The following is an 18823-nucleotide window of genomic DNA, read 5'->3' as shown; positions in this document are numbered from 1 at the left end:
TGGTGTTTCTTGGAGCAAGCCGCCGGGGAAGAAAGCAATGCTGATGAATCGCGAGAAATCCCTGCTGTTGATCGTGGACGTCCAGGAACGTCTTGCTCCGGCTATTCACGAAGGGCAGGCCATCGTCGAAAACTGCGTGTGGCTTGCCGGCGTCGCTGCACGCGTCGGGGTTCCGGTGGTCGTCACCGAGCACTTCCCCGGCAAGATCGGCGGCACTGTCGCACTGCTTCGCTCGGCCGCGGTCGCAGCGGCAGCCCAGTTCGTCTCCAAGGAATGCTTTTCGGCGCAGGCGGATGGCTGTCTCAAGGCCACTGCTGTCGAAGGATGTCGGCAGGTTATTGTGTGCGGCACGGAGGCCCACGTCTGCGTGCAGCAGACCGCGCTTGACTTGCGTTGGGCCGGCAAGGAGGTGTTTGTGGTCGCCGACGCCGCCGGTTCGCGCGACCCCGCCAATCGCGATCTCGCATTCGCGCGCATGCGCAGCCATGGCATTGAAATCGTCTCGCGCGAGATGGTGGCGTTCGAATGGCTGCAACGGGGCGGAACTGACTTGTTTCGCGAAGTGAATCGCGATTTCATACGCTGAGTCCGTGCGCGTCCTTTAGTAGACCGGTACCAAGTCGGATTCCGACACTTTGCGCCAGCGACGTGGGGAAGCATGCCACGTGTCGATGTAGGCCGCTGCCTTGTCACTGTCGTGGCTTACCAGACAGTGTGCGGGGACGCCAAAACTGTTGGCGACAATCCAGCCATGCAGGCTGGTGCCCAGATACGCCCGGGCTCCCGAGAGTAGCGCGCAGACGTCCAGCACGTGGGCCGATTCAAAAAGATTGACGGGTAGGCCTGCGAGACGTCGAAAGAGGCGTTCCAGCGTCTCACGATCGTCATGCCAAGGAGCGAGGCCTGCCCGGAACAGCACGATGCCGACATTCGCGTGTATAGCCCGATTTCGCAACGCGCTGGCGATGCGATCGAGGGTCGCATCGTCCCCATAGTGCGCGGCGAGTTGGACTGCAATCCAGCATGGTGTGCGGCGGGCGATGGCGGCGACTTCTCCATTCCGGGCCCGCAGCGAAATCAGCTCGCCGAACAGTCGGGGCGTTGCGCTGGCTGGGTCACATGCTAGCTCGGCTGAGATGCCGGCCCGCTTCAGAGCAGCATGGGTAACGGCATCACGCACACTCACGGTTCCTGCTGTCCTCAGGGCGCGTAGCACCTCTGCATGTTCTTCGGTCGGCAATTTGGTGAGGGCAACGCCCCCGACGGCATTGAAATGGACCGTCCAGCCAGTTGGCAGTTCGGCGGCAGAAATCGCATAAGGGATACGGCGATCGGTCGTGAGCATGGTCTGGGCCCACGCGCGCCGTGTTTCCGGGCTTCGGTCATACATGGCAATCGCACGTGCTGCATCGGCCGGGGACTGCAGCATCACCGCAGCCTCCCACGCCGTCGTCGTGAGCAACTCGCCACCGACATGCACGAAATCGGCGGCTTCATGGCGATATGCCGCGATGATCTCTGCGAGAGACCGTACTCGATGGCCGCCGAATACCGTCAAGTCGCGGGAAAGCAGTCCGGCGAACACCGGGGTGCGACCACGATGTGCCGCCACGGCGCAGTGTGCGAGAAGAATATCGCCGAAATTGTGGCGGTCGAAAGCACCGAAAAGGATCAGTCGGCGGCTCACGGAGCGGCCGGCATGGGCGTTCGCAGTCATCGTGCACCAGCTTCGCACCGATCGCTTGCGGATGAAAGGACGCCGGTGAGGCGCTTCCGGACGGGGGGCGTCTTCGGTTATCATCGCGCTTTCCCGCAGCAGCGTTCCCATGACCAAATACGTCTTCGTTACCGGCGGTGTCGTGTCCTCCCTGGGCAAAGGCATCGCAGCGGCCTCGCTTGGGGCCATTCTCGAATCCCGCGGCATCAAGGTTACCCACCTCAAGCTGGATCCCTACATCAACGTTGATCCGGGCACAATGAGCCCGTTCCAGCACGGTGAGGTGTTCGTCACCGAAGACGGCGCGGAAACCGACCTCGATCTGGGCCACTACGAGCGCTTTACCAGCGCGCGCATGAGCAAGCGCAACAATTTCACCACCGGCCAGATCTACGAGTCGGTGATCAAGAAGGAACGGCGCGGCGAATATCTCGGCAAGACGGTGCAGGTAATCCCGCACATCACCGACGAGATCAAACAGTACGTCAAGCGCGGCGCCGAAGGCGCCGACGTCGCGATCATCGAGGTTGGCGGTACGGTCGGCGACATCGAATCGCTGCCTTTCCTCGAGGCAATCCGCCAGATGGGCATCGAAGAGGGGCGCAACAGCACCTGCTTCATCCACCTGACGCTGGTGCCCTACATTCCGACTGCCGGTGAACTCAAGACCAAGCCAACGCAGCATTCGGTCAAGGAACTGCGCGAGATCGGCATTCAGCCCGACATCCTGCTGTGCCGCGCTGACCGCTCGCTCCCGGTGGATGAGCGGCGCAAGATTGCGCTGTTCTGCAACGTGATGCCCGAGGCGGTCATCGAGTGCCTCGATGCGAGCTCGATCTACAAGATTCCGGGGCAGCTGCACGACCAGATGCTCGACGAGATCGTCTGCCACAAGCTCAACATCCTCGCCCGTGCCGCCGATCTGACGGTCTGGGAAAAACTGGTCCAAGCGCTGGAAAACCCGAAGCAGACGATCGACGTCGCTTTCGTCGGCAAGTACGTCGACCTCACCGAATCGTACAAGTCGCTGATCGAGGCCGTGTCTCACGCCGGGATGCACACCGAAAGCAAGGTAAACATCCATTACATCGATTCCGAGGATATCGAGCGTGAAGGCTGTGCCGTGCTCGAGAAGATGGATGCCATCCTTGTTCCCGGCGGTTTCGGCAAGCGCGGTACCGAGGGCAAGATCGCTGCGATCCGTTACGCGCGCGAGAACAAGGTGCCCTACCTCGGCATCTGCCTTGGCATGCAACTCGCAGTCATCGAATTCGCGCGCAACGTCGGGGGTATGGCCGGCGCCCATTCCACCGAATTTGAACGCGAAACGCCCTATCCGGTAATCGGCCTGATTACCGAATGGAAGGACCGTAGCGGCAAGGTCGAAAAGCGCAACGAGGCTTCCGATCTTGGCGGCACCATGCGCCTTGGTGCCCAGCTCTGCCATCTTTCCGATGGTTCGCTTGCCCGCGAAGTCTATGGCGCGCCCGATGTGGTCGAGCGTCATCGTCACCGCTATGAAGTGAATAACACCCTGCTTGCGCAGCTTGAAGACAAGGGGCTGCGCGTATCCGGCCGGGCGCCCGGCACCGACCTGTGTGAGATGATCGAATTGCCCACCGATGTGCATCCGTGGTTCGTCGGCTGCCAGTTTCACCCGGAATTCACCTCCAACCCGCGCAAGGGGCATCCGTTGTTCACGGCATACGTGAAGGCGGCGCTGGCGCGCAAGGCGGCCGCAGTGGCGGCCTGAAGGAGTCGCGATGAAACTTTGCGGATTTGATGTCGGCCTCGACAAACCCTTTTTCCTGATCGCCGGCCCGTGCGTGATCGAATCGCGCGACATGGCGTTCGAGACTGCCGGCGCCTTGAAGGAAATCTGCGCCGAACTCGGTATCCCGTTCATCTACAAGTCGTCGTACGACAAGGCCAATCGCAGTTCGGGCAAGTCTTATCGCGGGACGGGGATGGAAAAGGGCCTGGAGATCCTGGCTGACGTGCGCAAGCAGCTTGGTGTTCCGGTACTGACCGACGTGCATGCGATCGACGAGATCCCCGCCGTGGCGGCCGTCGTCGATGTGTTGCAGACGCCGGCTTTCCTGTGCCGGCAAACCGATTTCATCCACGCGGTAGCGGCGAGCGGCAAGCCCGTGAATATCAAGAAAGGCCAGTTCCTGGCGCCGGGCGACATGAAGAACGTTGTCGACAAAGCGCGCGAGGCCAATGGCGGCGCCGACACCATCATGGTGTGCGAGCGCGGTGCATCGTTCGGTTACAACAATCTTGTGTCGGACATGCGCAGCCTTGCGATCATGCGCGAAACCGGTTGCCCGGTGGTGTTCGACGCCACCCATTCGGTGCAGCTGCCCGGCGGGCAGGGTACCGCATCGGGCGGACAACGCGAATTCGTGCCGGTACTGGCGCGCGCAGCGGTGGCAGTCGGCGTGGCGGGCCTGTTCATGGAAACCCATCCGGACCCGGCGAAGGCGCTGTCCGATGGTCCCAATGCGTGGCCGCTGCCGAAGATGAAGGCGCTGCTGGCGACGCTGAAGGACATCGATGCGCTGGTCAAGCGTGACGGTTTCATGGAGATCGCAGGCTGAACCATACAGCCGCGGTTTCCGGCGTTTCGATCCAAACATTTTTCGACCCCTCCTAGAAGGACAGGAAGACCCATGAGTGCAATCGTTGATGTCATTGCCCGCGAAATACTGGATTCGCGCGGTAACCCCACCGTCGAAGCCGACGTTCTGCTCGAATCCGGCGTGATGGGGCGTGCCGCTGTGCCGTCCGGTGCGTCGACCGGTTCGCGCGAGGCCATCGAGCTGCGTGACGGCGATGCGGCGCGTTATCTGGGCAAGGGTGTCCTGCGCGCTGTCGAGAACGTCAACACCGAGATATCCGAGTCCATCATTGGCCTGGATGCCGAAGAGCAGTCCTTCATTGATCGCACCCTGATCGAACTGGATGGTACCGAGAACAAGTCGCGTCTCGGCGCCAACGCCATGCTCGCGGTGTCGATGGCCGTGGCGAAGGCGGCCGCTGAAGAAGCGGGCCTGCCGCTGTACCGCTATTTCGGCGGTTCCGGTCCGATGGCCATGCCGGTGCCGATGATGAACGTCATCAACGGCGGTGCGCATGCGAACAACAGCCTGGATATCCAGGAATGCATGATCATGCCCGTTTCGATGACCAGCTTCCGCGAGGCGCTGCGCTGTGGTGCGGAAATCTTCCATCACCTGAAGAAGCTGACCGACAAGAAGGGCTTCCCGACCACCGTCGGTGACGAAGGCGGCTTTGCACCGAACGTCAGTGGTACTGAAGAAGCGCTGAACCTGATCCAGGAAGCAATTTCGGCTGCCGGCTACGAGCCCGGGCGTGACGTGCTGCTGGCGCTGGACTGCGCCGCCTCCGAGTTCTACAAGGACGGCAAGTACGTGCTGGCAGGGGAAGGGCTGACGCTGTCCTCGGAAGGGTTCGCCGATTACCTCGCGACGCTGGCGGATCGTTTCCCGATCGTGTCGATCGAGGATGGCATGGCGGAAAATGACTGGGCGGGCTGGAAGACGCTGACCGACAAGCTCGGCCGCAAAATCCAGCTGGTCGGTGATGACCTCTTCGTGACCAACACGAAGATCCTCGAGCAGGGCATCGACCAGGGTGTCGCCAACTCGATCCTCATCAAGATCAACCAGATCGGTACGCTGTCGGAAACCTTCGCAGCGGTCGAAATGGCCAAGCGCGCCGGTTACACGGCAGTGATCTCGCATCGTTCGGGCGAAACCGAAGACTCGACGATCGCCGACATCGCGGTAGGTCTCAATGCGATGCAGATCAAGACGGGCTCGCTGTCGCGTTCGGACCGCATCTCGAAGTACAACCAGCTGCTGCGCATTGAAGAAGATCTCGGCGATACCGTCAGCTACCCGGGTCGTCGCGCTTTCTACAACCTGCGCGTGCGCTAAGCGTTTCGCGCGCGGTGGTCGGCCTGTCCGGCTGGCCGAGCGTTTTCAAATCAAAGGCCGACGGATTTCCCGTCGGCCTTCTTTTAGTTCAGGCAAGGTTCATTGAGTATGCGCTGGCCCGTCATCTTCCTGGCCCTGCTGGTGGTCGCCCTGCAGTACCCGCTATGGTTGGGTAAGGGCGGCTGGCTACGGGTATGGGACGTCGACCGTCAGTTGCAGTCCCAGCGCGAAACCAACCGTCAACTCGAACAGCGCAATGCGGGTCTTGAAGCGGAAGTGCGTGACCTCAAGTCCGGCAACGAAGCTATCGAGGAACGTGCGCGTTTCGAGCTTGGCTTGACCAAGCCGGGCGAAATCTTCGTTCACACCCCGCAGAAGCCATAAGCAGGCCGCTGCGGGGTGCTGAACCGTCCGCTACAGCAGTTCGGTAATTGTTTCACGTTGCTGCAGTTCGCCTTCGAAGGCAACGATTTCCGGACCGAGTGCATCGCGCGCCGATACCATGCCGACCGGGCGGCCGTTTTCGACTATTGGAACGTGGCGGAATCCGCCTTCGTTCATCATGTGCAACGCATGACCCAGTGGGCTTTCCGGACTGGCGGTGATGGGGGTGGATGTCATGACCTGCGCGAGCGTAGTGGTCTCGGGGTCGAGACCGGCCGCGAGGACGCGTACCAGTCCGTCCCGCTCGGTAAAAATGCCGGCCAGCGTGCCGCCGTCGGTAATCATGATCGAGCCGACCCGCGTTGCTGCCATGCGGCGAGCCGCCTCTCGTACCGAGAGATCCGCGCTGGCGGTCAGAATGGTCTGATGGGTGATGACGTCGCGGATTTTGCGTGTGGGCATGGCGCTTCCTCCTGCAGTAGGGGGCTAATGAATGTGCTTCCTGTCTGCGTCGGCTTCCTGCTTGTCGCCGCCCCGGCTTGTAAGCGTCCGGGTCGCCTAGCTTGATGCAATCAATGTGCGCGCACCGTCTATCCTTGGTCCGAAGTACGGATTGTCCAGACGCTCGACGCGTATACGCCCGCGGCTGGAGGGAGCGTGCACAAATTTTCCTTCGCCCATGTAGATGCCCATGTGCGAGTGGCGCCGGTTTGCGGTATTGAAGAACACGAGGTCGCCGGCTTGTAACAATGAGATTGAGACCGGTCGTGTCAGTTCCGCGATTTTTGCAGCATTGTGAGGCAATCGACGCCCTGTTATCTGCTCGACGATGTAACTGACCATGCCGCTACAGTCCATACCCGCGTCCGGGTTGCGGCCGCCGAAACGGTAGCCGGTATCCAGCAGACCGAGGGCGAAGATCACCATTTCCTGTGAATGCTGTCGATCCTCGAAAACGAAGTAATCCTGGTCGAGCGGATCCGGTCTGCTAGCCTCCCGCGTCAGAGATGCGTTGCCCGGCGAGGTCGTCGGGATGCTGCTGCATGCTGCGAGCACGCTGGCGATCAGCGCAAGCAAGATGCCGGTGAGAGCCGGACGGGGAAAGATTCGGACAGTCATCGGCGGAGATCCGGACGCGGTTTCAGCAAAGATATTTGAATCCACCCTGCCGTGTCCAGTCCGAAACGCACAGCAGCTTCGCATGAGCTGTCCCGCGCCGTGGAAAAAAGAAATTGCGGCGTGGCTTGCCAGTCGTCAGAGGATTTACAACTGGCGTTCGCGCGCGCTGCAATCCGTGTGACGGGGCAGTCCCTGGCGTTCGAGTTGTGCGTAGTCGCCCTTGCTCCAGAAGACGGTCTGGCCGTCAGAGTATTTTTCGCCTGACGCCGCCGGTTCGTTCGCGAGGGCGAAGACTCCGGCACCCGTTCGCAGGCGGATATGATCTCGCAGGTATTCAACTGTAAATTGCTCGCCGCTCGGACAGGCGTAACTGACGATGCGCGATGCATCACGTGTGTATGCCGAGTTTGCAAGCATGCCAGCTGTGCCCAGCAGGGCCGAGAGTACGACGAGGTGGCGATTCAGATGCATATTCTTGTTAAATAGTGGGGGGCAGGAGCGGGTCTGCGGACCGCAGGGTCAGTCGCTGAGTTCGATGGTGCCGCTGACCGTGACGGCGATTTCGCTTTCGCCCGCTTCGACGGCCATTGGTGCGGCATCGGCGGCGAATGCGGCCGATTTCATGACCGGGAAAACCGGGCGTTGATTGCCGCCATAGGTTACCGAGAGATGGCGGATGCGGTACGGCTTGCCCAAGGTGCCGGCAATCGATTGGGCCCGTGCCTGAAAGGCGTGGATGGCATCGGTAGCGGCGAGATCGGCGGTGCTCTTGCGCGTATCCGGTGCTGGCTGCATTGCGAGGCTGGCGAGGGCAAGGCTGCTTTGGAGCTTGCCGAGCAATTCGGACAGCGCGGCAATGTCGCGGCTTTCGAGATGTATCTCCGATCGCATCCGCCAGCCTTCGATCTTCCGTCCTTCCTTGCCATAAACGGGGAAGGTGCTCGCGCCGGAGGTCTTCGCCTTGACTGCGGGATAGGTACGTGTCTGTTCGAGCGCAGCGGCGATCGCCGCATTCACCTGGCGCGAGAGTGCAGCCGGGCTCTTGTCGTCGGCCTGGAAATACAGGATTGCGGTGGCCATGTCGTTCCGGGCCGGGCGGCTCGCCTCCGCGGACAGTTCGACGGTGGTTGGCGCGCGCGCCGGTTCTGCCGCGGCGGCATGGACGTTGCCGAGCAGAAGGAGAGCTAGCGGTAACGCAAGCAGATGTCGTCGCGGAATGAAAATCATGAGGGCAATCCCCTGCGTGAGTGCCTGGAGGCGCGCAGTGTAACGCCACTCAGCGCACGGGCGCACGGGTGCGTGTAATGTCTTGTAAATAATGATCGTCGCACAAGCGTGCGGATGCGGATTCGGGTGCGGCGGGAAAGCTAGGCGCGTGCCGGTACGCCGCGTCCGCGGCTAATTCCGACATGGCGGTAACTCTGCGGGCGCAGCATTGACCATGCCTTGTGGCGTGGGCAAGCATATCGATTTTCATATCCGGAGGTGGCATGAGCAACGGGCGCTTTGTCGGGGCTCTGTATATCGCGGTTTCGGCGACGGCATTCGGTGCGATGGCGATTTTCGCGCGTTTTGCTCGGGACAGTGGCGCGGATGTCGTGACGGTCCTGTTTCTGCGCTTCCTGATCGCTGCGGTGCTGATGTCGGTCGTAATGCTGGCCAGCCGCCGCCGCTGGCCCTCGTCGCGGAACCTCGTGATTCTTGCCGCGATGGGTGGAGTCGGGTACGTCGGGCAGTCTTTCAGCTTTTTCTCCGCGCTGAATTATGCGTCGGCCGGGCTCGTCGCGCTGTTGCTCTATCTTTACCCGATCTTGGTAACCGTGATCGGCGCGGTAATTCTTCGCCGGCGACTGACTGCGGGGCGCCTTGCCGCGGTGCTGGCGGCGCTGGCCGGGACCGCGTTGACGATTGGTGGCAGCGTCAGCGGCCAACCTCTGGGGATTGCACTAGGGGTCGGGGCGGCGGTGATCTACTCCATATATATTCTGGTCGGGAGCCGGGTGATGAACGAGGAGGCACCACTGGCCTCGGCTACCGTGGTGATGATTGCCGCGGCAGTGGTATTCGGTGCACTGGCGGCGCTGAATGGGCCGTTATGGCCGCAGGGCGCGACCGGCTGGCTTGCGGTCGTGCTGATCGCTGTCGTGTCGACGGTGATTGCGATGGTGAGCTTCTTCGTCGGCATGCAAAAGCTGGGTGCCGCCGATGCGGCGACGCTGTCGACACTCGAGCCGGTGGTGACCTTCGTGCTGGCTGCGACTTTTCTCGGCGAACCGATCCTGCCGAATCAGATTGTCGGCGGCGTCGTGATACTGGGGGCCGTCGTCTGGCTCACTCGCGCCGGCACGCCCAACAGTGCCTGAGTCGGAGAGACCGTCAGGGGCCGTGCCGACGGTCCCTGTGGTGCTGCCGGTACGGCCGACGACATGCGTGAGAGGGGCTCAGCCCGGTCGCTTGGGCAGAACCGGGCTGATGTGGCGAAGTTCCGCGGCGTACATGTGGGCGTTCTGAACGTAGTTGACCGCATTCTGGCGTAGGCCGGCGATGTCCTCGTCGGTCAGTTCACGGATGATTCGCCCCGGCGAACCGACGACCAGTGAACGATCGGGGATGACCTTGCCTTCCGGGATCAGCGCATTGGCGCCGATGATGCAGTCCTTGCCGATCACGGCGTGGTTGAGGACGACGGCGTTGATACCAATAAGCGATCCGTCGCCGACGGTGCAGCCGTGCAGCATCACCATGTGGCCAACGGTCACATTGGAGCCGATGACCAGCGGCACACCGTCGTCGTTGTGCAGGATCGAGCCGTCCTGGATGTTGGTATTATCGCCAATCGTGATCGGGTCATTGTCGCCGCGAATCACCACGTTGTACCAGACACTAACGTTGCGGCCGGCTTCCACCTGGCCGATTACTGTGGCGTTGTCGGCAACCCAGCAGCCTTCTCCAAAGTGCGGGGTGCGTTCGCCGAGGGCGTAAATCGCCATTATTTTGTCTCCGTCGGGACCGGCTGCGCGTGCGCCGGCAGGGGCGCAATCATAGCAGGCAGTGTTAGCATTCGCCGCCTACTCAGGATTCTTCCTTTCATGCTCAGTTACCGCCACGCCTTCCACGCCGGCAACCACGCCGATGTTCTCAAACACTTTGTGCTGATCGAGCTTCTGCGCTATTTCAACCGCAAGGACAAACCGTGGTGGTATGTCGACACCCACGCCGGGGCGGGTTGCTATGCGCTGGACAGCGAACAGGCGGGGAAGAACGCGGAATTTGTCGACGGAATAGGGCGGTTGTGGGGGCGCGAAGACGTTCCGCAAGCCATGCAGGCCTATCTCGATGCGTTAGCCCAGTTCAATCCGCATGGCCGCCTGACCTTCTACCCGGGTTCGCCGGCATTGGCGATGACGCAATTGCGCGAGCAGGATCGCATGCGCCTGTTCGAACTCCATCCCGCAGATGTGGACTTGCTTGGCCAGACCTTCGCCCGCGATACCGATCGCGTCGTGGTTCGCAAGGCCGACGGCTTTGCAAGCCTGCGCGGATTGTTGCCGCCACCCTCGCGCCGCGTGGTGGTGCTGATCGATCCGCCGTACGAGGTGAAGGACGATTACCGCCGTGTGGTCGACACGCTTGCTGACGCGATAAAGCGATTTCCTGGCGGGACCTATGCAGTGTGGTACCCCATGCTTGCCCGGCCGGAAGCGCGGCAGTTGCCAGGCCGGCTGGCAGACCTCGGGGCGGAAAACTGGCTCGACGTGCGCTTGGCGGTGCGCAAGCCGGCGCGTGACGGCTTCGGCATGTTCGGTAGCGGACTTTACATTGTGAATCCGCCATGGGTGCTGCCGGAAACACTGGAATCGGTTATGCCATGGCTGGCGCGCACGCTCGGCGAGGATGACAGTGCCGGTTTTGATCTAGAGCATCACATCGAATGAGCGCCGCCGACTCGTTGCACGAACTCCGTGATGCGCTGCGCGTGTTTGCCGCGGAGCGTGAGTGGGATCGTTTTCACACGCCGAAGAATCTTGCGATGGCGCTGGCAGGCGAGGCCGGTGAGGTAATCGAGCACTTCCAGTGGCTCAGCCCCGAGGAATCTGCCGCGTTGCAACCTGAACAACGGGCCGAGGTTGCGCTCGAGCTTGCCGACGTGCTGCTTTACCTGGTCCGTCTGGCGGATGTGCTCGACATCGATCTTGCCGATGCTGCACGGCGCAAGATCGATGTCAATGCCGCTCGCTACCCCGGCGACAAGTCCCGTGGCCGTTCGGACAAGTACGACCGCCTCTGATCTGCCGCTTCCTTCGGGCCGCACAGTTTATTGCGATTTGGTTAACGGCGTATCTCTGGAAGAATACGCAGCTTCCTATATCCCGGGCGTTGCGACGTGGAGCTCAAGCACATCAGCGAGATCGAAAAAGCTACCAGAAAGGGGCGGGCGGAGCTCGTTCGGCTTGGCATCGGGCTGATGTTTGTCGTTGGCGTCATGCTGTACGCCGCAATGAATGGTGAAGGTCACGGTGGCATCATGCTAGTGATCGCCGCGATGCTCGCCGCGTACATGGCGATGAATATCGGTGCCAACGACGTCGCCAACAATGTCGGGCCGGCGGTCGGCTCGCGGGCTCTGACACTGGCCGGCGCATTGACCATTGCTGCCATTTTCGAGGCGGCCGGTGCGCTGATCGCCGGTGGCGAGGTGGTTGCCACGATCCGCAGCGGCATCATCGATCCGTCGAAGATTCCCGATACGGATACGTTCGTCTGGGTAATGATGGCGGCGCTGCTCGGGGCGGCCTTTTGGCTCAACTTCTCCAATGCGCTAGGCGCCCCCGTATCCACCACGCATTCCATTGTTGGCGCGGTGCTCGGCGCCGGAATCGCGGCCAGCGGTGTGGAGATCGCTAACTGGAATTCGGTGGGCGCGATTGTCGCGAGCTGGGTGATTTCGCCGCTGATGGGCGGCGTCGTCGCGGCGGCCTTCCTCTACCTGATCAAACGCAGTATCACTTACCAGCCCGACATGGTGGCGGCAGCCACGCGCATGGTGCCGTATCTTGTCGCATTCATGGCATGGGCTTTTGTTACCTACGTGTTGCTCACAGGGCTACGGCACGTCTTGACGGTGAGTTTTATCGTCGCGGCCCTTGCGGGTCTCGCCTGTGCGGTGACAGCGCTGGTGTCGGTGAGGTTGCTCCTCGCGCGCCGCGTGCACCTGATTGCGAACACGAAGCGAAGTGTGAATGAGCTATTTACCGCGCCGCTGATTTTTGCCGCGGCGTTGCTGAGTTTTGCGCACGGTTCGAATGACGTGGCCAACGCCGTCGGCCCGCTGGCAGCGATTCTCGATGTGCTCAGCACGGAGACTGCGGAAATCTCGCGTACGGCGCCGGTTCCGCTGTGGGTGATGATGGTGGGGGCGCTAGGATTGTCGGTGGGGCTTACCCTGTTCGGGGCCACCGTGATCCGGACGGTAGGTTCGGAAATTACCGAACTGGACCAGATGCGTGCGTACTGCATCGCAATGTCGACAACGGTCACGGTGATTATCGCCAGTCAGTTCGGCTTGCCGGTGAGTTCGACGCATATCGCCGTTGGCGGCGTATTCGGTGTGGGTTTTCTGCGCGAATACCTCAAGAGCAACTACGCCCGCATGGTGGCCGACATCAAGGCACATCACCCCGCGGGAGATCAGGAAGCGATCGACGCGTTTCTTGATCGCTTCGCCCGGGCGTCGATCGACGTTAAAGGGGAAATGCTGGCGGACCTGAAGCTCCGGTCCAAGCAGCGACTCGACCCCGCGAATTTTTCCAAGACCGACCGCAAGAACCTGCGCAATATATATCGCCATGAACTGGTCAAACGTTCGCAACTGCTTCGTGTCGGCGCCGCATGGGTGATTACGGTGCCAGCCTCGGCGCTCATGGCGGCCATCCTGTTTTACATGATGCGCGGCATGATGCTCGATTGATGAATATGCGCCGCACGGCGATCAGGAACGACTTCCGATGTCAGCTCTCGAACTTTTTGCGTTGATTGGGCTGTGCCTGGGCGGCTGGCTTTGGCTTGACGGCGTCCGGACGCGGGAAATCGGAGTGTTGGCGGCGCGCAACGCGTGCGCACGTGAAGGGGTACAGTTTCTCGACGATACCGTGTCTCTACGTTCGCTGCGTCTGGTGCGTAACGACGAGGGGAGAATGTGTCCGCAGCGGGTCTATGAGTTCGAATATTCGGTTTCAGGAAACGACCGGCTGCGCGGTTCGGTGATGGTGCGAGGCAAAGAGGTGATCATGCTCGAGATTGCGCCACGGGGGGCGCCGACTACCTTCACGCTGCATTGAGCGGGTGGCCCGGCCGACCGCCGAACGGACTTTAGCGCGGGCTGCGATTGCCGATCGCGTGCAGGAACTCGCCGCGCAGATGTTCGCGCGTTTCGAATTCACCGGCGAAGGCCTGGGTGACAACGCGTTCGTCACCCCGCCGGTCTTCACCGAGCAGCAGACACAGTTGTTCGGCTTCGATGATGCAGGCCGCGCCGCGCGCGTGGCCATGGTGCAAGAGCGCGTCGGCGATGTCGCGGGTCATCCATTCCTGGTAGGTGAAGCGGTGGCCTATGGCATCGACAAGGCGCGCAATGCGTCCGAAGCCATGCAGGCGCCCGCCTGGCAGGTAGGCGACATGGGCCACTCCGCGAAACGGCACAAGATGATGCGGACACACGCCGTGCACTGCGATGCCGCGAATGACCACCATATCCTTGCGGTCGTCCGGGAAGCCTTCGCCGAGCGCTTCGGCCGGGTCCATGTCGTAGCCGCCGAGCAGCCGGCGCTGCCATAGTTCGCGCACACGTGTCGCGGTCCGGCCGGTGTGGGTGGTGTCGGTAGCGACGCCGCAGGCGGCCAGCAGGTCATTGACGGCACGCTCGAAGGCCACGGCGTCGAATTCGCGTGTGCGGGGGATGCCCACTCCGATTTGCGACGAATGGGGAGGAGGATGATCGTGGCAATCGTTCATGATTGAAACTCCGGTCCTTTTGGGGCAGCGCGCAGCATTCAGGCGATGAATACCGGATCGGAGAATACCAGCGTGCCGTCCGCGCGCATCATCAGGTTGTTGGCGTTGAGGATGTCCGGCAGTACCTGATATTCCTCGACGAAGTCGGATAATGCTTTGACCGCTTGCGTGAGCGTTTGGCCGACGTCCGGTGGATTGAGGCTCAGGTGATAGAGCGCAATGCGCCCCATGTCCGCGCCCAGCTGGCTCCACTGCTGGCAGGCGGACCAGTATACGTCGACCAGGCGCATCGCCAGGTCGGCGGGCGGCGTGCCTTCCGTCAAGGGATAGAGACGCTCCATTTCCAGCAGGTGGAACGGATAGCCCGAGACGGCGCGGCCGATGATGCCGTGGCTGGCGTAGACGACGGGAAAGTGCATGCCGCGGGGGCGGTCGTCGGCGGTGTACAGGAACACGTCGGCGGGCGAACTGATGACTTTGTACACGCGCTCGGGGTCCGGATGCTCCAGAACGATGCTGTACTCGCCGCGACCGATCTCGGCCTTGCCGTCCAGCAGGGAATGAGCGGGTACCGGATCTGGCAGGATTACCGATTCCCGGCCCATCTTGGCGCGCGCTTCAGCCAGATCGATCACGACTTGGCGTTCCGGCGTCAGGCCATGATGTTGTAGCCGGCATCCACAAAATGTACGCCGCCCGTCACGAGACGCCCGGCGTCGGAAACCAGGAAGGCAGTCAGTGCGCCGATGTCTTCCGGGGTGACGAGGCTGTGCATCGGCGAGCGTTCGACGGCAGCGGCCATCAGACCATCGAAGCCGGCGATGCCCGAGGCCGCACGGGTCATCAGCGGGCCGGGGGACACGGCATTGACGCGGATGTTCTTGCTGCCGAGTTCAAAGGCCATGTAACGGGTGGCGGCTTCCAGCGCGGCCTTGCACAGGCCCATCACGCCGTAGTTGGCGATAACCTTTTCACTGCCCAGGTAGGTCATCGTCACCAGCGAACCGCCGCCGGCCTTTTCCATTAGCGGCTCGACCATTTTGGCGAGGCGGACAAAGGAGTGGGTGGAGACGTCCATCGCCATTGCGAAGCCGTCCTGCGAAGTGTCGACCACCCGGCCGTGCAGGTCGTCGCGCTTGGCGAATGCCATGCTGTGGATGGCGAAATCCAGTTTGCCGTAGCGAGCATTGATCTTCTCGTAGACGTCGGCGAGCGTTTCCGGGCGGGTCACGTCCATCAGATAGGCATCCTTGACGCCCAAGCGGTTGATGACGGGCTCGATGAAGGCGCGGGTCTTTTCGTTCTGATAGGTGATGATGAGCGTGGCGCCGGCTTCCACGCAGGCCTCGGCAACGCCGGTGGAGATGGATTTCTCATTGGCGATACCGGTAATCAGGCCGACTTTGCCTTCGAGGTTGAGAAGGGATTTCATGGGGGAGCTCCGAGGGAGGTTCGTCAAATTGGGGTGCGGGAACATGCCTGGATATATGTAGCCAGGCACCGGGCGATCGGCCGGAATGTCCCGAAATACGGGCGCTTGCAGTAATTTGCGCAATGCAGCATTCTAACACCCCAGGCGGTGAAGCGCCTTTCCTGCCAACGAGCAAGCAATGACCCAGACAGCTTATATATTCATGGATTTCGATGGCGTGACCCACCCGTGGGGCGAGGTGGAGGACTTCCGCTGCCTGCCGCTCATCGAAGCGGTGCTGCGCGATTACGATGAAGCCAGAATTGTCATTGCATCGGACTGGAGAATGCTTTTTTCGCTGCCCAAGCTGGTGAGCCGCTTTGCGGAGGACATCCGTCCGCGTGTTGCGGGGGTGACTCCGCATGTGATTCCGAAGCATGGCGCGGAGCTGCATGGCCTGCGCGAGCGCGAGGCGATGCTTTGGCTGGGACAGCATGTGCCCGATGTGGCGACCGCCACGTGGTGTGCGCTGGACGATGCGCCGGGTAACTGGTTCAGCCGGTCGCACTTGTTGTTGACCGATTTCAAGCGTGGTTTCACTGAAGAGGATGCTGGTGCACTTCGGCGCATGCTCGAAAATTTCCGCACGGGAACCCCTGTTCCCGCGGTCAGTCGCCAGCCTTCCTTCCTGCGTCGCGCTTGAGATTCAGACTGACCAAAGCGGTGGCTCGTCCATCAGCGCGATCTGCTCGCGCAGTTCCAGGATGCGGTCCTGCCAGTAGCGCTGAGTGTTGAACCAGGGAAATGCCGCGGGAAACGCCGGATCGTCCCAGCGGCGGGCGATCCATGCCGAATAGTGGATGAGCCGCAGCGTGCGCAGCGCTTCGACCAGATGCAATTCACGCGGCGAGAAATCGTGGAAGTCTTCATAGCCCGCCAGCACATCCCCGAGCTGCCGGCTCATGTCCTCGCGCGAGCCGGACATCAGCATCCATAAATCCTGCACCGCCGGGCCCATGCGGCTGTCGTCGAAATCGACGAACTGCGGGCCGGGCGATTGGCCGGATTCGGTCCACAGCACGTTGCCGCCGTGGCAGTCGCCATGCAGGCGGATCTGCGCGAAATCGCCGGCGCGATCAAAGCAGCGATGCACGCCGTCGAGCGCCTGTGCGACGGTGCTGGCCCACGCCGGTAACAGGTCGGAAGGGATGAAGTCGTGGGCCAACAGCCAGTCTCGCGGTTCCTCGCCGAAGCGGGCAATGTCGAGTACCGGGCGGGCGTAGTAGGGCTTGAGCGCGCCGACGGCATGAATGCGGCCGATGAAGCGTCCCATCCATTCGAGTGTGGCCGGATCGGACAGCTCCGGTGCGCGACCGCCGACTCGTGGAAAGAGCGCAAAACGCAGGTCTTCGTAATGATGCAGGGTTGCACCGCGCAAGGCGAGCGGCGGCACGACCGGAATCTCTCTCTCGGCCAGTTCGACGACGAAGGCGTGTTCTTCCGCGATCGCTTCATCGCTCCAGCGTTGTGGGCGATAGAACTTCACCACCAGCATCGGGGCATCCTCGATGCCGACTTGGTAGACGCGGTTCTCATAGCTGTTGAGTCCCTGCATTCGCCCGTCCGGTTGCAGTCCGACGCTTTCGAGGGCGTCCAGGATGAGATGCGGCGTGAGTGATTCGAACGGCAGGGTCGGCATGAGTTGTTCGGCAGCGGGTGCCGCTAGATCGGGGCGGACCATTCTGTCAGGAATCGGGCAATGCACAAGTCTCATCGCGAACCGATTTGCCGGCGCTGGTCAAGGGGCTCACAATAGTGCGCTTTGCCCGGATCCGAAGGATGACGCAAAACGCTTCCGCTGCAATCGCCAGCTCCATTCCCGACGACACGCTGGCCACACTGGTCGAAGCGGGCGTGCAGAAACACGCCGCGCGCATGGCGCAGGACGGGTTTGCGCAGGTTTTCCGCTTGACGCTCAACGAGGATGACGAGGGGCGTGCGCGCGGAGTCAAGTTGCTGACGACGGCTCTGCGCAACTGGAGCAACGCGGCCGATCGCGACGAGGCCCGTGCCTTGCGCCTGGCGATGATCGTTGCCGGCCTCGATCAATGGGGGCTTGCCTACAGCCAGGCTTTCGGGCTGGCGGCGATTCCCGGGCTGACGGAACTGGTTGGCGCCCTGCGCACCGGGCTGGAGCCGCAACAGGAGGCGCGCTTCCTGCAGCAGTTCGCAGCGATCGACGCTGCGGAGGGCAATGCGATCGACTTCAAGATCGACCTGCGACGTGGCATTCATATCGCGCTGTGGCACGCGATGATTGCGAGCAACGAGCGTGAGCAGGCGACGATGATTCTCACGCGGCTGGGCGGCATGATGTTCGCGCTGGTCGAGCTGATGCCGGAGCTGGGCTGGCGGCTGGTGGCCGATGCGCTCGCCAATATCCAGATTCAATGCCTTGCGGACGGACTTGCCGCAGAGGGGCTGGCGCGCGAGATGAACGAGGCGCTGTTCGCGGCACTGTCGCAGGAACTTCCCGCGCAACATCGCGACCGCGCAATGGCCTACGCGACACAGGCCGTCCTTCGCTGGCAGCAGGCGCGCCGGCCGGCAGACGGCACCACGCACTGACCGGGAGCTGGCATGGCAATCAAGGCAACCATTTACAAGGCCGAACTCGCGGTGGCCGACATGGACCGCAATTATTACGGCGATCACAGCCTGACCATTGCCCGTCATCCGTCCGAAACGGATGAGCGCATGATGGTGCGGCTCCTGGCGTTTGCACTGTACGCCGATCCGGCGCTGGGTTTCGGCAAGGGACTGTGTGTAGACGACGAGCCGGACCTTTGGCAAAAGGATCTCACGGGGCAGATCGAACGATGGATCGATGTCGGACAGCCGGATGAGAAATGGATCCGCAAAGCATGCGGCCGCGCGCGCGAGGTGGTCGTCGTCAGCTACGGCCGCGCTGCGGACATCTGGTGGAACGGTGTCCGCGACAAGCTCGCGCGCTTGTCGAACCTGACCGTCTGGAATCTGCCGAGCGATGTCGCTCCCGCCCTTGCAGCAATGACGGAACGCGGCATGAAACTGCAATGCACGCTGCAGGATGGCCAGCTGTGGATCACCAACGGCATTACGACCGTCCTTGTCGAGCCTGAGCGTCTGATGAGCCCCAGAATTTGAGGCGCCAACGCAAGCTCAGTGGCATGCGTG

At 62.0% G+C, this 18823-nt stretch carries 23 protein-coding genes; 13 read left to right on the top strand and 10 right to left on the bottom strand.

Features of this window, described 5'->3' with window-relative positions; genetic code table 11:
- Nucleotides 1–37: 37 nt before the first annotated feature.
- On the top strand, nt 38–586 hold the full coding sequence (locus GPA25_RS12280; protein ID WP_169260682.1) for an isochorismatase family protein: 549 nt from the start codon (nt 38–40) through the stop codon (nt 584–586).
- Nucleotides 587–601: 15 nt separating this feature from the next.
- Here the strand turns inward: GPA25_RS12280 and GPA25_RS12275 are convergent, their stop codons facing one another.
- Nucleotides 602–1828 (bottom strand): polysaccharide pyruvyl transferase family protein, encoded by a 1227-nt coding sequence (locus GPA25_RS12275; RefSeq protein ID WP_169260681.1) that lies wholly within the window; start codon nt 1826–1828, stop codon nt 602–604.
- Between GPA25_RS12275 and pyrG the strand changes: the two genes are divergently transcribed.
- From pyrG to ftsB, 4 genes are all read left to right on the top strand, one after another.
- The gene (gene pyrG, locus GPA25_RS12270) at nt 1827–3470 is read left to right on the top strand and encodes a CTP synthase (RefSeq protein ID WP_169260680.1); all 1644 of its coding nucleotides are present in this window, start codon (nt 1827–1829) and stop codon (nt 3468–3470) included. The two genes, GPA25_RS12275 and pyrG, sit on opposite strands and share 2 nt — an antisense overlap.
- A gap of 10 nt (nt 3471–3480) precedes the next feature.
- Nucleotides 3481–4320: a 3-deoxy-8-phosphooctulonate synthase gene (gene kdsA, locus GPA25_RS12265; RefSeq protein WP_169260679.1), complete on the top strand. Its 840-nt coding sequence runs from the start codon at nt 3481–3483 to the stop codon at nt 4318–4320.
- Between the two features lie 72 nt (nt 4321–4392).
- Nucleotides 4393–5682, top strand: coding sequence for a phosphopyruvate hydratase (gene eno, locus GPA25_RS12260; RefSeq protein WP_169260678.1), 1290 nt, complete (start codon nt 4393–4395; stop codon nt 5680–5682).
- Nucleotides 5683–5790: 108 nt separating this feature from the next.
- Entirely contained in the window at nt 5791–6066 is a 276-nt protein-coding gene (gene ftsB, locus GPA25_RS12255) for a cell division protein FtsB (protein WP_169260711.1), read from the top strand.
- Nucleotides 6067–6096: 30 nt separating this feature from the next.
- On the opposite strand, the gene GPA25_RS12250 is transcribed toward ftsB, so the two are convergent.
- The 4 genes from GPA25_RS12250 to GPA25_RS12235 all read right to left on the bottom strand — a co-directional run bounded on the left by GPA25_RS12250 (nt 6097) and on the right by GPA25_RS12235 (nt 8412).
- Nucleotides 6097–6528, bottom strand: coding sequence for a CBS domain-containing protein (locus GPA25_RS12250; protein WP_169260677.1), 432 nt, complete (start codon nt 6526–6528; stop codon nt 6097–6099).
- Nucleotides 6529–6624: 96 nt separating this feature from the next.
- Nucleotides 6625–7185 carry a C40 family peptidase gene (locus GPA25_RS12245; protein ID WP_169260710.1) on the bottom strand — a complete coding sequence of 187 codons (561 nt, stop codon included), beginning with the start codon at nt 7183–7185 and terminating at the stop codon, nt 6625–6627.
- Nucleotides 7186–7329: 144 nt separating this feature from the next.
- Entirely contained in the window at nt 7330–7656 is a 327-nt protein-coding gene (locus GPA25_RS12240) for an MliC family protein (protein ID WP_169260676.1), read from the bottom strand.
- A gap of 48 nt (nt 7657–7704) precedes the next feature.
- Nucleotides 7705–8412 carry an SIMPL domain-containing protein gene (locus tag GPA25_RS12235; RefSeq protein WP_169260675.1) on the bottom strand — a complete coding sequence of 236 codons (708 nt, stop codon included), beginning with the start codon at nt 8410–8412 and terminating at the stop codon, nt 7705–7707.
- A 263-nt stretch (nt 8413–8675) separates the two neighbouring features.
- Here GPA25_RS12235 and GPA25_RS12230 point away from each other — a divergent pair, with 263 nt between their 5' ends.
- Nucleotides 8676–9548, top strand: a complete 873-nt coding sequence (locus tag GPA25_RS12230) for a DMT family transporter (RefSeq protein WP_169260674.1) — start codon at nt 8676–8678, stop codon at nt 9546–9548.
- A gap of 78 nt (nt 9549–9626) precedes the next feature.
- Here GPA25_RS12230 and GPA25_RS12225 read toward each other — a convergent pair whose 3' ends face one another.
- Nucleotides 9627–10175, bottom strand: coding sequence for a gamma carbonic anhydrase family protein (locus tag GPA25_RS12225; protein ID WP_169260673.1), 549 nt, complete (start codon nt 10173–10175; stop codon nt 9627–9629).
- 99 nt (nt 10176–10274) lie between these two features.
- Here GPA25_RS12225 and GPA25_RS12220 point away from each other — a divergent pair, with 99 nt between their 5' ends.
- The 4 genes from GPA25_RS12220 to GPA25_RS12205 all read left to right on the top strand — a co-directional run bounded on the left by GPA25_RS12220 (nt 10275) and on the right by GPA25_RS12205 (nt 13523).
- On the top strand, nt 10275–11120 hold the full coding sequence (locus tag GPA25_RS12220; protein ID WP_169260672.1) for a 23S rRNA (adenine(2030)-N(6))-methyltransferase RlmJ: 846 nt from the start codon (nt 10275–10277) through the stop codon (nt 11118–11120).
- Complete coding sequence (locus tag GPA25_RS12215; RefSeq protein ID WP_169260671.1) at nt 11117–11473, top strand: nucleotide pyrophosphohydrolase; 357 nt, start codon at nt 11117–11119, stop codon at nt 11471–11473. Before GPA25_RS12220 ends, GPA25_RS12215 begins: the two co-directional genes overlap by 4 nt.
- A 96-nt stretch (nt 11474–11569) precedes the next feature.
- A complete protein-coding gene (locus GPA25_RS12210; protein ID WP_169260670.1) occupies nt 11570–13153 on the top strand; it encodes an inorganic phosphate transporter in 1584 nt (527 codons plus the stop codon).
- Between the two features lie 37 nt (nt 13154–13190).
- Nucleotides 13191–13523 (top strand): DUF3301 domain-containing protein, encoded by a 333-nt coding sequence (locus tag GPA25_RS12205; RefSeq protein WP_169260669.1) that lies wholly within the window; start codon nt 13191–13193, stop codon nt 13521–13523.
- 31 nt (nt 13524–13554) lie between these two features.
- On the opposite strand, the gene folE is transcribed toward GPA25_RS12205, so the two are convergent.
- From folE to fabI, 3 genes are read right to left on the bottom strand one after another with little or no spacing between them, the layout of a single operon-like run.
- Nucleotides 13555–14196: a GTP cyclohydrolase I FolE gene (gene folE / locus GPA25_RS12200; RefSeq protein ID WP_169260668.1), complete on the bottom strand. Its 642-nt coding sequence runs from the start codon at nt 14194–14196 to the stop codon at nt 13555–13557.
- 38 nt (nt 14197–14234) lie between these two features.
- Nucleotides 14235–14831 (bottom strand): hypothetical protein, encoded by a 597-nt coding sequence (locus GPA25_RS12195; protein WP_169260667.1) that lies wholly within the window; start codon nt 14829–14831, stop codon nt 14235–14237.
- 17 nt (nt 14832–14848) lie between these two features.
- Nucleotides 14849–15628 carry an enoyl-ACP reductase FabI gene (fabI, locus tag GPA25_RS12190; RefSeq protein ID WP_169260666.1) on the bottom strand — a complete coding sequence of 260 codons (780 nt, stop codon included), beginning with the start codon at nt 15626–15628 and terminating at the stop codon, nt 14849–14851.
- A 178-nt stretch (nt 15629–15806) separates the two neighbouring features.
- On the opposite strand from fabI, the gene GPA25_RS12185 reads away from it, so the two are divergent.
- Entirely contained in the window at nt 15807–16310 is a 504-nt protein-coding gene (locus GPA25_RS12185) for an HAD domain-containing protein (RefSeq protein WP_169260665.1), read from the top strand.
- A gap of 3 nt (nt 16311–16313) precedes the next feature.
- Here the strand turns inward: GPA25_RS12185 and GPA25_RS12180 are convergent, their stop codons facing one another.
- Nucleotides 16314–17306 carry a serine/threonine protein kinase gene (locus GPA25_RS12180; protein WP_169260664.1) on the bottom strand — a complete coding sequence of 331 codons (993 nt, stop codon included), beginning with the start codon at nt 17304–17306 and terminating at the stop codon, nt 16314–16316.
- Nucleotides 17307–17446: 140 nt separating this feature from the next.
- Between GPA25_RS12180 and GPA25_RS12175 the strand changes: the two genes are divergently transcribed.
- Together GPA25_RS12175 and GPA25_RS12170 are read left to right on the top strand one after the other, a co-directional pair.
- A complete protein-coding gene (locus GPA25_RS12175) occupies nt 17447–18235 on the top strand; it encodes a hypothetical protein (RefSeq protein ID WP_169260663.1) in 789 nt (262 codons plus the stop codon).
- Between the two features lie 12 nt (nt 18236–18247).
- Nucleotides 18248–18793: a YaeQ family protein gene (locus GPA25_RS12170; RefSeq protein ID WP_169260662.1), complete on the top strand. Its 546-nt coding sequence runs from the start codon at nt 18248–18250 to the stop codon at nt 18791–18793.
- Nucleotides 18794–18823 lie beyond the last annotated feature (30 nt).

Source organism: Aromatoleum diolicum (assembly GCF_012910955.1).
Classification (GTDB): Bacteria; Pseudomonadota; Gammaproteobacteria; order Burkholderiales; family Rhodocyclaceae; genus Aromatoleum; species Aromatoleum diolicum.
The sequence above is the reverse complement of the archived record's forward strand: the minus strand, read 5'-3'. Positions and strand labels throughout refer to the sequence as shown.

Excerpts from the sequence above, each read along its gene's own strand:
- GPA25_RS12280 (WP_169260682.1), top strand. The coding sequence starts at position 38 with ATGCTGATGAATCGCGAGAAATCCCTGCTGTTGATCGTGGACGTCCAG.
- pyrG (WP_169260680.1), top strand. The coding sequence starts at position 1,827 with ATGACCAAATACGTCTTCGTTACCGGCGGTGTCGTGTCCTCCCTGGGC.
- GPA25_RS12275 (WP_169260681.1), bottom strand. The coding sequence starts at position 1,828 with ATGGGAACGCTGCTGCGGGAAAGCGCGATGATAACCGAAGACGCCCCC.
- kdsA (WP_169260679.1), top strand. The coding sequence starts at position 3,481 with ATGAAACTTTGCGGATTTGATGTCGGCCTCGACAAACCCTTTTTCCTG.
- eno (WP_169260678.1), top strand. The coding sequence starts at position 4,393 with ATGAGTGCAATCGTTGATGTCATTGCCCGCGAAATACTGGATTCGCGC.
- ftsB (WP_169260711.1), top strand. The coding sequence starts at position 5,791 with ATGCGCTGGCCCGTCATCTTCCTGGCCCTGCTGGTGGTCGCCCTGCAG.
- GPA25_RS12250 (WP_169260677.1), bottom strand. The coding sequence starts at position 6,528 with ATGCCCACACGCAAAATCCGCGACGTCATCACCCATCAGACCATTCTG.
- GPA25_RS12245 (WP_169260710.1), bottom strand. The coding sequence starts at position 7,185 with ATGACTGTCCGAATCTTTCCCCGTCCGGCTCTCACCGGCATCTTGCTT.
- GPA25_RS12240 (WP_169260676.1), bottom strand. The coding sequence starts at position 7,656 with ATGCATCTGAATCGCCACCTCGTCGTACTCTCGGCCCTGCTGGGCACA.
- GPA25_RS12235 (WP_169260675.1), bottom strand. The coding sequence starts at position 8,412 with ATGATTTTCATTCCGCGACGACATCTGCTTGCGTTACCGCTAGCTCTC.
- GPA25_RS12230 (WP_169260674.1), top strand. The coding sequence starts at position 8,676 with ATGAGCAACGGGCGCTTTGTCGGGGCTCTGTATATCGCGGTTTCGGCG.
- GPA25_RS12225 (WP_169260673.1), bottom strand. The coding sequence starts at position 10,175 with ATGGCGATTTACGCCCTCGGCGAACGCACCCCGCACTTTGGAGAAGGC.
- GPA25_RS12220 (WP_169260672.1), top strand. The coding sequence starts at position 10,275 with ATGCTCAGTTACCGCCACGCCTTCCACGCCGGCAACCACGCCGATGTT.
- GPA25_RS12215 (WP_169260671.1), top strand. The coding sequence starts at position 11,117 with ATGAGCGCCGCCGACTCGTTGCACGAACTCCGTGATGCGCTGCGCGTG.
- GPA25_RS12205 (WP_169260669.1), top strand. The coding sequence starts at position 13,191 with ATGTCAGCTCTCGAACTTTTTGCGTTGATTGGGCTGTGCCTGGGCGGC.
- folE (WP_169260668.1), bottom strand. The coding sequence starts at position 14,196 with ATGAACGATTGCCACGATCATCCTCCTCCCCATTCGTCGCAAATCGGA.
- fabI (WP_169260666.1), bottom strand. The coding sequence starts at position 15,628 with ATGAAATCCCTTCTCAACCTCGAAGGCAAAGTCGGCCTGATTACCGGT.
- GPA25_RS12185 (WP_169260665.1), top strand. The coding sequence starts at position 15,807 with ATGACCCAGACAGCTTATATATTCATGGATTTCGATGGCGTGACCCAC.
- GPA25_RS12180 (WP_169260664.1), bottom strand. The coding sequence starts at position 17,306 with ATGCCGACCCTGCCGTTCGAATCACTCACGCCGCATCTCATCCTGGAC.
- GPA25_RS12175 (WP_169260663.1), top strand. The coding sequence starts at position 17,447 with ATGACGCAAAACGCTTCCGCTGCAATCGCCAGCTCCATTCCCGACGAC.
- GPA25_RS12170 (WP_169260662.1), top strand. The coding sequence starts at position 18,248 with ATGGCAATCAAGGCAACCATTTACAAGGCCGAACTCGCGGTGGCCGAC.